10 protein-coding genes are annotated in these 13,382 nt (G+C 61.2%); 6 read left to right on the forward strand and 4 right to left on the reverse strand.

Annotation, left to right across the window (positions count from 1 at the left end):
- Window positions 1-176 precede the first annotated feature (176 nt).
- Window positions 177-1,454 (reverse strand): HD-GYP domain-containing protein, encoded by a 1,278-nt coding sequence (locus tag B5D49_RS14235; RefSeq protein ID WP_078718391.1) that lies wholly within the window; start codon window positions 1,452-1,454, stop codon window positions 177-179.
- Between the two features lie 284 nt (window positions 1,455-1,738).
- Here B5D49_RS14235 and B5D49_RS14240 point away from each other — a divergent pair, with 284 nt between their 5' ends.
- Both B5D49_RS14240 and B5D49_RS14245 read left to right on the forward strand, forming a co-directional pair.
- A complete protein-coding gene (locus tag B5D49_RS14240; RefSeq protein WP_078718392.1) occupies window positions 1,739-2,134 on the forward strand; it encodes a hypothetical protein in 396 nt (131 codons plus the stop codon).
- A gap of 59 nt (window positions 2,135-2,193) precedes the next feature.
- Window positions 2,194-3,000: a substrate-binding periplasmic protein gene (locus B5D49_RS14245; protein ID WP_078718393.1), complete on the forward strand. Its 807-nt coding sequence runs from the start codon at window positions 2,194-2,196 to the stop codon at window positions 2,998-3,000.
- An 8-nt stretch (window positions 3,001-3,008) separates the two neighbouring features.
- Here B5D49_RS14245 and B5D49_RS14250 read toward each other — a convergent pair whose 3' ends face one another.
- Genes B5D49_RS14250 through B5D49_RS14260 form a run of 3 tightly spaced genes read right to left on the reverse strand, consistent with a single transcriptional unit; the run spans window position 3,009 to window position 9,080 of the window.
- Window positions 3,009-4,325 carry a protein kinase gene (locus B5D49_RS14250; protein ID WP_144019529.1) on the reverse strand — a complete coding sequence of 439 codons (1,317 nt, stop codon included), beginning with the start codon at window positions 4,323-4,325 and terminating at the stop codon, window positions 3,009-3,011.
- A gap of 38 nt (window positions 4,326-4,363) precedes the next feature.
- Complete coding sequence (locus tag B5D49_RS14255; protein WP_078718395.1) at window positions 4,364-6,160, reverse strand: PAS domain-containing hybrid sensor histidine kinase/response regulator; 1,797 nt, start codon at window positions 6,158-6,160, stop codon at window positions 4,364-4,366.
- Between the two features lie 13 nt (window positions 6,161-6,173).
- Window positions 6,174-9,080: a chemotaxis protein CheB gene (locus tag B5D49_RS14260; RefSeq protein WP_159447255.1), complete on the reverse strand. Its 2,907-nt coding sequence runs from the start codon at window positions 9,078-9,080 to the stop codon at window positions 6,174-6,176.
- A 394-nt stretch (window positions 9,081-9,474) separates the two neighbouring features.
- Here B5D49_RS14260 and B5D49_RS14265 point away from each other — a divergent pair, with 394 nt between their 5' ends.
- The 4 genes from B5D49_RS14265 to B5D49_RS14280 all read left to right on the forward strand — a co-directional run bounded on the left by B5D49_RS14265 (window position 9,475) and on the right by B5D49_RS14280 (window position 12,964).
- Window positions 9,475-10,230: a DUF1538 domain-containing protein gene (locus tag B5D49_RS14265; RefSeq protein ID WP_078718397.1), complete on the forward strand. Its 756-nt coding sequence runs from the start codon at window positions 9,475-9,477 to the stop codon at window positions 10,228-10,230.
- A gap of 36 nt (window positions 10,231-10,266) precedes the next feature.
- Entirely contained in the window at window positions 10,267-11,067 is an 801-nt protein-coding gene (locus B5D49_RS14270) for a DUF1538 domain-containing protein (protein ID WP_078718398.1), read from the forward strand.
- Window positions 11,068-11,231: 164 nt separating this feature from the next.
- Window positions 11,232-11,558 (forward strand): P-II family nitrogen regulator, encoded by a 327-nt coding sequence (locus tag B5D49_RS14275; protein ID WP_078718399.1) that lies wholly within the window; start codon window positions 11,232-11,234, stop codon window positions 11,556-11,558.
- Window positions 11,555-12,964: an MATE family efflux transporter gene (locus B5D49_RS14280; protein ID WP_078718400.1), complete on the forward strand. Its 1,410-nt coding sequence runs from the start codon at window positions 11,555-11,557 to the stop codon at window positions 12,962-12,964. The genes B5D49_RS14275 and B5D49_RS14280 overlap by 4 nt, the downstream gene beginning before the upstream one ends.
- Window positions 12,965-13,382 lie beyond the last annotated feature (418 nt).

Below are 13,382 nucleotides of genomic sequence, written 5' to 3' on the forward strand. Positions count from 1 at the left end.
GACGCGAGGGGGGAGCTTTTTGCGGCAACGAAGCAGATTGCCGTTTGGATGCACCCAAGCTGGTCCCAAATGGTGAGATGCGAGGCGCAAAAAAAACTCCAGGCCGACGCGTATACCCAATACGCGAGGGGTGGAGCTTTTTGCAGCAACGAAGCAGATTGCCGTTTGGGAACAGCTTAATCGGCCACGATTCCGTAAACCTGCCGCGCCTGTTGCTGTTCCGTGGCCCGAACATTGTTCACCTGATCAAAATTCTGCTGTAAAAGATCCACACATTCCGCACACAGCGTCCCGGAATCCGCCATCTTGCCGAGCACACCAAAGGCCCGCGCCCGTTCCATGCCCGCGCGGTAGGGCCGATCCTCGGTTATGGCCGTAAAAACGTCCGCCACCGCCATGATCCGCGCCTCCCGGCTGAGCTTTCCACGATCCAGATTAAAGGGGTATCCGCCTCCTGAGGGCCGTTCATGGTGAAAGGCAGCCCACCGCGCCAGATCCCCCAACTGCGGCACACCGCCCAGCAGCCCCAACGTGTGGTAGGGATGCGCCCGCACAATGCGCATTTCGCTCTTCGTCAGGGGACCGGGCTTTTCCAAAATCTCGTTGGGCGTTGCCAGCTTGCCAAGGTCATGAAGATATCCGGCCACGCGCATGAGTGAAGCCCGCTGCGGCGAGAAATCGAACGCCAGGGACAAGGCCTCGGCAGACGCCGCCACCCCGGAAGAATGCGTGGCCGTGAAATGGGAGCGGTAATCAATGACCCGGGCCACCAGCTTGCCGAATTCCACCACGGCTTCCATGTTGCTCCCGTCCATGGAAAGAAACCGGCTCTGCGGTGTTTCCTTTTCCACAATGGCCCGGATGGACGGGGAATGCATGTCCAGCCAAAAACTATCGCGCCCGGCCAGAGCACGGAACGCCTCGACCACGTCAGGGTGAAACTCGGTCCCTGCTCCGGCCAGAATCCGCTGCGTCACATCCGGCACCTGGTCCAGCACAAAACGGCTGCGATCCAACAGAACGTCGATACGATCCGCCAGGTGAATGATGTGGCCGCCCAGTCCCTCGCGCTTGTCACAATAGGCGTCGTGATGGGCGCGCACCAGCAGCGCGGGTTTTTCCAGCGCCTTCCACTGGCGCAAAAGTCGGTACCCGAATTCGGCATGGTGCTTGTCGTTGGAATCAAAATCCAACGTGTCGAGCCGCTCGCGCAATGAAAGCACGCCGATGTCGTGCAGCAGGCAGGCCAGGCAGACGTCTTCCACGCTCCGCTGTGAAAGTCCCATCTCCACGGCCAGGCTCCCGGCCGCATGGCAGACCCGGAGATGATGATTGGCCACCACCGGGGCCACCATATCCAAGGCAGAGGACAGACAAAGCACCGCGGAAACCAGCGTCAACCGCCCGCCGCCGCTGCCGATAAGAGCATTTTCCCAATCTCCGTGTTCCGGCATTTCTCCTCCTTTGCGGCCGCAACAGAACAAGCCCCCTCGGGGATTCGGCTGCACAATACTCCCGGGTCGATAGGCTCGACATTATTTTTCCGTGAAATACAGGGACGAAAACAGACAATCGCATCTTGACAAAAGATTGGAAAGAAGATGTAGAATCAACTATTCGGTATTTTGGAATGTTGTACCGCTTTGTGCATGCAACGCCGACCCCGCGTCGTCCCTGTGGAATCGCCTTCCGGCCCGACATCGCACCATGCAGGCCGCCCGGAGCCAACGAGTGGAATATGGGAATCCGTCTTGAAATCTTCTGCGAGCAATGCGGCTGGTCAGGACAATACCGCCTGGGCATCGGCAGCAACACTCCGCAACTTCGTGACGCCCTGCACCTGCTGGACCAATCCTCCCGCCCCGCTGTGGAAACCTTGCTGCAAAAACACCCCGATCATACCGAGGATTTCGAATTCCGATTGATGCATTGCCCGGACTGCGGCCAACTTCTGGAACGCCTGTACGTCAGTTTGTTCTATGGCGCACGGGAACACTGGGAAACCCGGCACCACTGCCCGGACTGCGGCACGGCCCTGGTGCCCGTACCCGACCCCATGAGCACAAGTACCCTACCCTGCCCAGATTGCGGACAATTTGTTCTGCACCCCGGGGACGCAACCTTCTGGGACTGAGCCGCCCCGCGCATTCCAAGCCACCCTCTCTTTTACCCCTTGGCAGAACCCCACTCCCCATGTATGTTTATGGAATGGAAAACCCGTTCACTCGGTTTCGCATTCTTGGGGTGCTTTGCACCTTCGCCCTTTTGCTGGGGCTGACGCTACCCGGCCCCTCCGCGGCCCAGGATTGCCTGCGCCTGGGCATGGACGAGTGGCCGCCCTATGAATATTCCGACAACGGCATCCCCCTGGGCATGTCCACGGATATCGTGCTGCGCGTACTGGAAAAGCTCGACAACGCCTGCGTTGATTCCCTGGAGGTCTATCCCTGGAAACGCGGGCTGAACCTGCTGCGCGCCGGGGAACTGGACGTGCTTTTCACTGCGGACTACCGCCCCGCACGTCTGGCCTGGGCCAGATATCCCAATGAATCCCTGGTGGATTCAGGCTGGGTGGTCTACGTACGAAAGGACAACAAGCAGCTCCAGGATGTACGGCGGCTGGAAGAGCTTCACGGTCTGACCGTGGGAACGGTCATCGGGTACGGTTACCCCTCCAAGGTGGTACTCTTCCTGAACGGCGAGGCCAGGCAATCTCCGGTGGCCTCGGATGAGCTGAACTTTCGGCGTCTGGATGCCGGACGCATCGACGCCCTGATTTGCGACCGATATAACGGCGCGTATCTGGCCCGGAAGCTGAACCTGCAAAACATGCTGCGGGTGCTGCCCGAAGAAATTGCCACCAGCCGCCTGTATCCCATGTTCAGCCGTAAGACTGTTTCCGCCTCTCTGGTGGAACGGTTTTCCGCCACCCTGAAGGCCTTCAAGAAGACCGACGAATACCGCAAAATTCTTGAACGCTGGATTCATCACAAGTCGTGAAAAGCCATTTAGCCCCTCCGGTTCGACGCCGTGGGCTTCACCAGCCGTAAATTCACCCCGAGGCGCTCCAGCCGAGGCACCACGCCCCCTCGAATGCCGTGTATACCCGATGCGGGCCGCCCCACCCAGACCGTGTCCGGCGCATAGCATCGGACCATCCGCTCAGCCATGCGGGACGGAACGACCCGTGGAAACAGACGCAGGCCATACGAAATGCCCTGCGAACGGCATTGGGCCAGCCCCTCGGCCAAGCCCATGAACAGGCGCGCTGAAAACAACTCCACCAGCCCACCCGGCAGGTGCGCCGGGATCATGCTCACAAAGAGCACACGGCATTCCTCGCGCTCTGCCAGGGTTTGCACTTCGCGAAAAAGCTCCCGGCTGCCGTAGCCGCCGCCGTAAAACACCATAACCCGCCTGGCGCGGTCCCCGGTACTGGAGCGCGCCCTTGCTTCCGGCCCGTGCGGTCGCGGCCGGCCTGCCCCACGGTCCGGTGCCGCATCCACCCCAAGGCAGGACAGCACCTCGGCCAGCTCGGGCCGGTCCTCGGGACACGGTGCCAGACAGCCGTCCATCAGCCGGGTCACCTCCCTGGGCCAGGGAATGCGCCCCACACATCCCACGGCCGGGCAACCCGGACGAAACATCTCCCGCAGCCAGATCCGCATCGGCCCGAACGGGGGGCGTCCCGTGGCCATCCAGTACAACACGGCACCAAAACCAAAAATATCCGTCCGCTCATCCCCGCGCCCGCCGCGCAACTGTTCCGGAGCGGCCCAGGCCGCATTTGGTATAGGCGGCGCCCCATCCGCCCAGTGGTCATCCCAGCCCCGGCGATGGGCCAGGCCAAATCCTGACAGCCAGGTTTCCTTTTGCCCAGGAGCATGAAAAAGAAACCGTGGATGCAGCCCCAAATGCACATGCCCCGCGGCATGCAGCCGGGCCAGCAGCGTGGCCAGCCCCCTGGCAACGGCCAGGCCCACCGAGGGGTCATGGCAGGGCAAATCCGCAAGCAGCAAGGGGGACACCGGCGCCCGAAGCGAGACCATACCCCCCGACCATTCGCAAAACGGCCAGAGCAGCCCACGACACTGGGGCAGCAGCACATGCCGGGCCTCGTTCTGCCACCGTAAAAACGCACCGGGGTCCAATGAATGAAATTGACTGACAAGGCAGGGACGGCTTCCGTCCGTGGCGTGAAATCGAAGCAGCGGCGGCGCCCGGTGGGTCCGGGCCGTGATGCGCACACCGCAAACCTGCTCCCCTACGCGTAAGGCACGCGGCAGCTCCCTCCTCCCCGTGAATCGGGGATACTCGTTGTGCACGAACTTCCCCCCCCTTGTTCACGCGTGGCGGAGAACCGTCACGCTTTTCGTGTCAACTGCTTGATCATAGCCAAAAAAGCGCTCAGATCCAAGGGCTTGGCAAGGTATCCATCCATCCCGGCCGCCAGGATGTGTTCCCGCTCCTCACTGGAGGCGAACGCGGTCATGGCCAGAATCGGCACGTCCGCGTAGGGCTTGCCCGATTCCCGAATGCGTCGGGTGGCCTCCACCCCGTCCATGACCGGCATACGGATATCCATCAACACACAGTCAAAATGCTCCCGTTCCAGCGCGTCCAAGGCTTCCTGCCCGTCCATGGCCAGGGAAAAGGTGAACCCGGCCCCGCCCAGAAACTGGCGCAACAACTGCAAGGCCATGTTGTCGTCCTCCACCACCAAAAGATGGGCGGAAGACCCCGCGGCCTGTTGATCCGACTTTTCCGGACCCTGGGGTTCGGCGGACGCTCCGTCGGGCGCTTCCGCGCGCACGGGTGGCTTTGCCGCGGGTCGCCGGGCCGCGCTTTCAGCAAAGGGCAGCATAACGTACACGGTGGTGCCGCGCTCTGAATCGCTGTCAAAGGCCATGGTCCCGTCCAGGTGCGCTACCAGCCTGCGGACAATGGAAAGCCCAAGGCCCACGCCGCCGTATTGTCGGCTGTAGGTCTGCTCCACCTGTCGGAACTCCTCGCAGACAAAAACCAACTCCTCGTCCCGAATGCCGATGCCCGTATCCGAAACCGTCAATAAAATACGTTTGCGCCCCTTACCGTCCTTTCCCGGCAGCGGTCCGGCCCACAGTTCGATTCGTCCCCGAGAGGTGAATTTGACGGCATTGCCCACGAGGTTGAACAAAATCTGGCGCAGCAGTCCCGGCTCTCCCACCAGGGTCCGCGGCAGGGCCGCATCCCGTAGCACCTCGAATTCAATGCCCTTGCTCTCCACCTGGGGCCGAAACACGCGTTCCAGCACGCCCAGCACATTTTCAAGGGCAAAGGGCTGCGCCTCCAGGCGGATATTGCCCGCCTCAATACGGGAAAATTCCAGCACGTCGTTGAGCAATTCGAGCAGGCCCATGCCGGCTTCCTCGGCCGTGTGCACCAGCCCGGCCTCCCGAGGAGCCAGTTCCGCGCGGGAAAGCAATTGCAAAATACCCAGCACACCGTTCAGCGGCGTTCGGATTTCATGGCTCATGTTGGCCAGAAACGCGCTTTTGGCCTTGTTCGCATCCTCGGCACGCCCCAGGGCGTCACGCAGACAGCTCTCCCCGCGCCGCAACTCCGTAACGTCCTCCATGGCGCACAGGCAGCGGTGCGATTCCAGTTCCGCATCCCACACGCTCCGGGCCGTGAGCCGTACGATGTGCTCCCGGCCGTGCCGCGGCACAAGGCGCACTTCCCGCTGCGCGGCCTGGCCTTCAAAAATCCTGGCCAGGTGCCGAAAAAAATTTGTGTGTTCCTCCGCAGGCAGGGCCGTGATCATGGGCCTGTCCTTGAGGTGCTTGCGGGCCACGCCGAGCAGCTCCGCGGCCGCGTGGTTGGCCTCCAGGATAACGCCCCGCTCATTGAGCACCACATAGCCGATGGGCGCGAAGTCGAAAATCTGCTGGTATCGGTCGCGTGAGGCATGGAGCCGCAATTGGGCCTCGCGCAACTCCTCGTTCTGCAGATCCAACTCCACCTGGTACACGGACAATTCGTGCAGCAGTTCACAGGCTTCCCGCTGTTCCCGGCTGGATTCTCCGGCGGCCTCGCCGCTACAGGCTCCGTCCTGCAACAACGCCTCGGCCCGGCGGCGCAAGTCATTCCATGGGGGGGCGTTTTTCTTGGATATGGTCATCTTCTGTGGCTCCTCAACTGGTTTGCGGCGGCGCAAGGTCCGGAACCGGCTCGAACTTGAATACCGCGCCCTCTACGCGGCCATGCCGATCAAACACCGGATTCCCGGTAATGGACAGGCAGATCCGCTCGCCGTCCGCTCCGAGCACGGCATGACGGACGTTCACGACCCGGTCTCCGGTCTGCTTGATGATGGAGAAGGGCAGATCCTCCTCTTTCACGGGATTGCCCCGGCAGTCCAAAATGTGAAAGGTTCCGTCGTTGAACCGGCGTTCGGCCAGTTCCTTCCGGTTCACGCCCAAAATGGCCTCGGCAGCACGGTTGGCATAGGAGATGAATCCATCCTTATCCACCATGGTGGTGGCCATGGGCGAACTATCCAGAATGCGGATAAGCAGATCATGCTCCCGACGCGTGGATTCTTCGGCCCGCTTGATGCGGGAGATGTCCACCAGGGTCAGCAGCACGCCGCCCCCGTCATCCAAGCCCGAGGCATAGGGCAGCAGACGGGCCAGATACCACCGGCCGTCCTCGTCCCGCACTTCGCGTTCCAGTTCCCGGTTCCGGCCCAGCACGTCGCGCAGGTCGCCCTCCAGCTCCGGGTACTGCAGGCGGTGGCTCAGATCGCTGATGGGCCGCCCCACGTCCGAATCAATGATCTTGAAGGTGACCGTGGCCGCGCTGGTGAACTTGCGAATGCACAGAGCCTGATCCAAAAAGATGGTGCCCACCTCCGTGCTGGCCATGAGGTTGTCCAGATCGTCGTTCAACTCGGTCAATTCCTGTATTTTGCTCTGGTATTCCGCATTGACCGTGATCAATTCCTCGTTCACGGACTGGAGTTCCTCGTTGGTGCTTTGCAGCTCCTCGTTGGCCGCCAGCAATTCCTCGTTGGTGGCCTGGAGTTCCTCATTGGAGGTTTCCAGCTCCTCGATGGTGGCCTGAAGGTTTTCCTTGGTGTATTGCAGTTCCCGCTCCAGATCCCGGATGCGGGTTTTCACGCCTTCCTTGAGATCGTAGGATTCCAGGTGCATGTCGTCGTTCTCGGCGGTCTGGAAGGTCACCGCCAGGTATCCGCCTCCATGCCCGCCGCCCAGGGACCGGACCACGATATCCACGCTCCGCCGTTCCTCTCCGATGTGGTAAGCCACACCCCGAATGTGGATGTCGCCGCCCTCCTTGGTCGCCCTTTGCAGCGCCGAACTCAGGGGGATGGCCAGATCATCGCGCACGATCTTGGTCACGTCGGCCTGGGGGCGTCCGGCACGCATCTGCACGAATTCGTTCACGTCCCCAAAAATATGCTGCACGGTCCGATCGCGGCCCACCAGCAGGGTGGGCGGCATGCACCGCTCCAGCAGCCGCGTGGTGAGCGTGTCCCCTCCCTCGTCGGGCCGAGGGGGGGAAGCCGCTTCCCCCTCAGTGGCTGAAATGTCGATCTGCTCTTTCTGAACCGACAGGGATCCGCCGCTCACCGGCAAGGGCATGCGCGGCCGACCATCGTCATGATACCGAAACAGCTTCCATCGGTTTTCGAACGGAAAAAACGTATTGGCGTGGTCCCCTACGGATTCGCTGGAGCCAAGGAACAGGAACCCCTGTGGGGCCAGGGAATATTGAAAATGGGACAATACTTTTCGTTGCAGCACCGGCTGGAGATAAATCAGCAGGTTGCGGCAGCTCACAAGGTCGATCCGCGGAAAGGGCGGATCCTTGATCAGATTGTGGTAGGCGAAAATAACCTGTTTCCGGATGTGCGGCTGAATCTGATACACTTCCCCCTTTTTAAAGAAATACCGTCCCAAACGGTCCAAGGAAGCGTCCGCCGCGATGCTCAAGGGGTAGGCTCCCTGCGCGGCCACGGCCAGGGCGTCGCGATCAATATCCGTGGCAAAAATCTTCAACTCGGTCTTCAATTCATTGGCGGCCAGGTACTCGTTCACGGTGATGGCCAGGGAATAGGCCTCCTCCCCGGTGGAACAGCCCGCCACCCAAATCCGCAGCGGTTCGTGCGGATCCTTGGCATTGAACAGCTCGGGCAGCACCTTTTCGGCGATGCATTCATACGCTTCCGGCTCACGGAAGAACTTGGTCACCCCGATGAGGAACTCCTTATACAGCACTCCGATCTCGCCGGGATGTTTTTCAAGATACGCGGCATACTCTTCCGGGCTTTCCACCTGGTTGATGCTCATGCGGCGTTCGATGCGGCGAATGATCGTGTTTTCCTTATAATAGGAAAAATCCAGCCCGCTCTTGATTTTGACCAACGCCAGAATCTTACCCAGGGTGTCCTGCCGACCAGCCGCCCTCTTGGGAAAACGCGGCTCCTGCGTCCGCAAGCCGGTTCCCAGCCGTCGCAATTCGCCAGCCATGCGGTCCGGGGGCAGAACAAAATCCACGATGCCCGTGGAAATGGCGCTCCGGGGCATGCCGTCGAAGGTGGCGCTCTCCTCCTCCTGCACCAGCACCAGCCCGCCGTGCTCCTTGATGGCCCGGACACCACGCGTGCCGTCGCTGCCCGTGCCGGACAAAATAATGCCCACGGCGTTTTCGCCGCGATCCTCGGCCAGGGAACGGAAAAAAAGATCAATGGGCAGATTCAAATGCGGTTCCTGCGGTGTAAGGAACAATTTGCCCGCATACATGGTCAGATTATTCTTCGGCGGCAGGATGTACACCACGCCGGGGAGCACCTCCTCTCCGTCAACGACGTGACGCACCTGCATGCGCGTCTTGCGGGCCAGCAGCTCCGGCATCAGACTTTTGTAGTCCGGGGAAAGATGCTGCACCACAACGAAGGAAACTCCTTCAATGGGATCAATGTTGGAAAAAAACTGTTGCAACGCCTCCAGCCCGCCAGCCGAAGCGCCTATCCCCACCACCATCAGGGACTGATCCAGGGTTTCCGGTGTTGCCACGGCGCACCTCACTCGGGAGTACATCATCTATGACAATGGTAACTACTATTGATTTAAATCATGCTTAGCACCATCTGACCCGCGAAGTCAAACGATTCCAACGGCATTACAGTATACAACAAACTATGTTACAAAGTACAGTCGAAAAAGTAATCGCTGTTCACTTTCACACCGACCCGCCCATGCCGACCATGCCCCGGCAAACACGTCGGCACAGCTTTGGACGAGGGAGCATGACGCTCCGACGCCACGCCCCGCCGCAACAGTTTTCCGACGGAAGAATACACGCTCCAACGCCGGTGGAGATGACGATTGCGTCACATAATCATTCTGCCTCCCTCCTGGAACACCGATTTGCCTTGCGAAGGCGAAGCATTTTCGTCTACAAAATTTTATGCCCTTCGCCATACCCAATAAATTTCTCAAAGCCATGGGCCGGGCCATCCTGGACGCCTGCCGCGATCTGGCCCCCATCGTCACGGTCATTGCCGTGTTCCAACTCGCGATTTTGCGCCAGCCCCTGCCCGATACGCTCAAGGTTCTGGCCGGGCTGGTGCTGGTCATTCTCGGGCTGGCCTTTTTCGTGGTGGGCCTGGACCTGGGCCTCTTCCCCTTCGGCGAGACACTGGCCGAAGAATTCGCCCGCAAGGGCAGCCTCATCTGGCTGCTGGTCTTTGCCTTTGCCCTGGGCTTTGGCACCACCGTGGCCGAACCCGCGCTCATCGCCGTAACCATGGAAGGCGCCCGCGCCGTGGCCGAGGCAGGACTCATCGCCCAGGATCAAAATACGCTCACCAGCTACGCCCTGAACCTGCGGCTCACCGTGGCCCTCTCCGTGGGCATCGCCATCGTGTTCGGCGTGTTGCGCATTCTGCGCGGCTGGCCCCTGCCCCGGCTCATCGTGGGCGGCTATATCCTGGTCATGATCATGACCGTGTTCGCCCCCCAGGAAATCGTGGGGCTGGCCTACGATTCCGGCGGCGTGACCACCTCCACGGTAACGGTCCCGCTGGTCACCGCCCTGGGCGTGGGCCTGGCACGCACCATCCGGGGCCGCGACCCGCTCACGGACGGATTCGGACTCATCGCGCTGGCCTCGCTCACTCCCATGATCTTCGTCATGCTTTTCGGCATCCTCATGCATGCCTGACGGACGTAAAGCAAAACAACAACGGACGGCAAACATATGGATATCATCTTTTCCCCTCTGGGGCTGCTTTTGGCCACGGCGCGAGACGTAATCCCCGTGCTCGCTCTGCTGGTCTTTTTCCAGATGGTGGTGCTGCGCCGCCCCATCCCGCGGCCGGGACGCATCCTCTTCGGATTCGGACTGGTCATCGTGGGCATGACCTGCTTCCTGGCCGGGCTGGACCTCGCCTTGTTCCCGGTTGGCCGGAGCATGGCCCTGCAACTTTCCGAGGCCGCCCAATCCGGCAATGTCACCGTGGCCGACTGGACCGCCTACGGCTGGGTCTATCTTTTCGCCTTTCTCGTGGGCTTTTCCACCACCGTGGCCGAGCCGTCGCTCATCGCCGTGGCCCACAAAGCCACCGAAGCCTCGGGCGGAGCCATCTCCTCCTGGGGACTGCGGCTGGCCGTGGCCCTGGGCGTGGCCATCGGCATCGCCTTGGGCACCTTCCGCATCATCACCGGAACGCCGCTCTATCTCTACATCCTGGTCGGCTACGTCATCGTGGCCCTGCAAACCATCACGGCCCCGCGCATGATCATCCCCCTGGCCTACGACTCCGGCGGCGTGACCACATCCACGGTCACTGTTCCGCTGGTGGCGGCGCTGGGGCTGGGACTGGCCTCCAACGTACCCGGACGCAGTCCCGTGCTCGACGGATTCGGGCTGATCGCCTTTGCCAGTCTCTTTCCCATCATCGCGGTGCTTGCCTATGCCCAGATCGTCCAGTTCGTGACCAATAAACGCCGCAAACGCGCCCTGCGCCAGCAGCCCGGCACGCCCGAGGTCGCCTCATGACCTTGCGCAAAAAACGTCCCGCATTCGGACGGCTCCTGCAAAAACAACAGCCCCAGTCCGCAATGCAACACAACGGCCCAAACAGGCAGGCGAGATTGTTTGCCGCAACATCGACGCCTTTTTTTGCAACGGCCTGACAACCAGGCAACCACAGGAGAACGCTCATGCAACTCAAATGCATCCTGGCCATGGTCAAGCCCAATCTGACCGATAAAGTGGTGGACGCGGCCAAGGCCGTGGGAGCCACCGGCGCCACCATCATGTCCGCATCCGGCACAGGCATCCGCGAGGCCAAGTCCTTCTTCGGCCTCTGCCTGGACGTGCGCACCGACATCATCCTCTTTCTCGTCAACGAAGAAACGGTTTCCCCGGTCATCAAGGCCGTGGAACAGGCCGGAAAATTCCATGAACCCGGCACGGGAATCGCCTTTGTGCTCCCCGTGGACCAAGCCGTGGGACTGCAAAGCCAATTCCGCAACGAAGAAAAATGACCCGACATGCATCCAGGGGAGCGTCCGCGCATCCCCGCTCATCCACGCAACAGCCCGACCTGCTCAAGGCTCCCGTGGCCGGATTGTTGCGCTCTATTGCCGTACCCGCCAGCGTGGGCTTCTTTTTCCAGACCATGTACAACGTGGTGGATACGTTCTTCACCGGAACCATCTCCACCGAGGCGCTCTCCGCCCTGTCCATGTCCTTTCCGCTCTATTTCCTCATCTCTGCCGTGGCCTCGGGCCTGGCCACCGGTGCCACGGCCCTCATGGGCCAGGCAATGGGGAAACACGACCTGCAACAAACCCGCAACCTGGCCAGCCAAAGCCTGAGCCTGGCCGTATTTTCCGGAATCCTGCTCACCCTGCTCGGACACCTGCTCTCCGAACCCGCCTTCGCCATCATGGGCGCCCAAGGGCAGGAGATGCGCGCCGGACTAGACTACATGCATACCATCTTTCTGGGCGCGCCCCTCTTTCTCATGGTTCAGCTCGCCAACGCCCCGCTCAATGCCTCGGGAAACACACGCATCTACCGCAACTTCCTCATCTTCGGGTTCGGCTTGAACTGTCTGCTCGACCCCTGGTTCATCCACGGCGGCATGGGACTGCCCGCCATGGGCGTCCAGGGCGTGGCCTGGTCCACCGTGCTCATCCAGGGACTCGGCGTGCTCTACATTGGCTGGCGCTCCATTCGCGCCGAATTTTTACAGGTGACCACCTGGAAATGCCTGCTGCCCAAACCGCGCACCATGACCGCCATCCTCGGCCAAGGCCTCCCGGCCAGCGCCAATACCGTGACCATCGGCATCGGCGTGTTCGTCATTCTCTACTTCGTCGGGCAGTTCGGCGCTGAAGCCAAAGCCGCCTACGGCGCGGCCATGCGCGTGGAACAACTCGTCCTCGTTCCCACCATCGGATTGAACATCGCCGCCCTGACGCTCGCCGCACAAAACCACGGAGCCGGACAGCTCCAACGCGTCCGCGAATCCATGAACACCGCCCTGCGCTTCGGCGCCTGGCTCATGGGACCGGGAACCCTGCTCGTCTACTTCCTGGCACCAGGACTCATGTGGCTATTCTCGGACGACCCGGCAGTACAACAAGCCGGCGCCGACTACCTGCGCGTGGACGCTCTCGTGCTCTACGGATACGTGGTCGTCTTCGTGTGTACCGCCACCCTCCAAGGCATGAAACGGCCCATGTTCGCACTCTGGCTCGGACTGCTGCGCCAAATCGTGCTGCCCGGGCTGCTCTTCTCACTGCTGATATTCCAACTCCACCTCGGACTCACCAGCCTCTGGTGGGGCATCTTCGGCATCGTCTGGTGCTCCGCAGGCATCGCCCTGCTCTGGGCCAGACGCACCCTGGCCAAGGAAGAACAAAACAATAGTTCCCAGGTGTAAGAAGCAAGAATGCCTCCGGCGGCCAGGAGGCCCGCGGCCCCCTGGACCCCCATTTACCGGTCTCGCGCTTGCGCGCGGCCGGGGGCGTGTCGTTCTGTTGCCGCGATTTCCGGGATGGCTCCGCCCTCCCGAAACTCGCGGCAACGGTGCGCCCCCAAAAGAAAAGAACGGCGTTGGCCGTTCTTTTCTTTTGGGAGGGGAAAAGGGGAGGGGGAAAGGGAAAAAACGGCTACCCGCGACAGACCGCAGGTCTGGAGCCAATAAAAGTCTTTGGAAAGGGGGTCCAGGGGGAAGAACCTTTCTTCAGAAAGGTTTGCCCCCTGGTCGCCGAAGGCCTTCTTTTTGCCGTCTAGTCCCCGTCTTCCAGCACTTTTGGATCGTACTGGTATCCTTTGAAGCTTGTGCCGAAGAGCACGGA

The sequence above is a fragment of the Paucidesulfovibrio gracilis DSM 16080 genome (assembly GCF_900167125.1).
GTDB lineage: Bacteria > Desulfobacterota > Desulfovibrionia > Desulfovibrionales > Desulfovibrionaceae > Paucidesulfovibrio > Paucidesulfovibrio gracilis.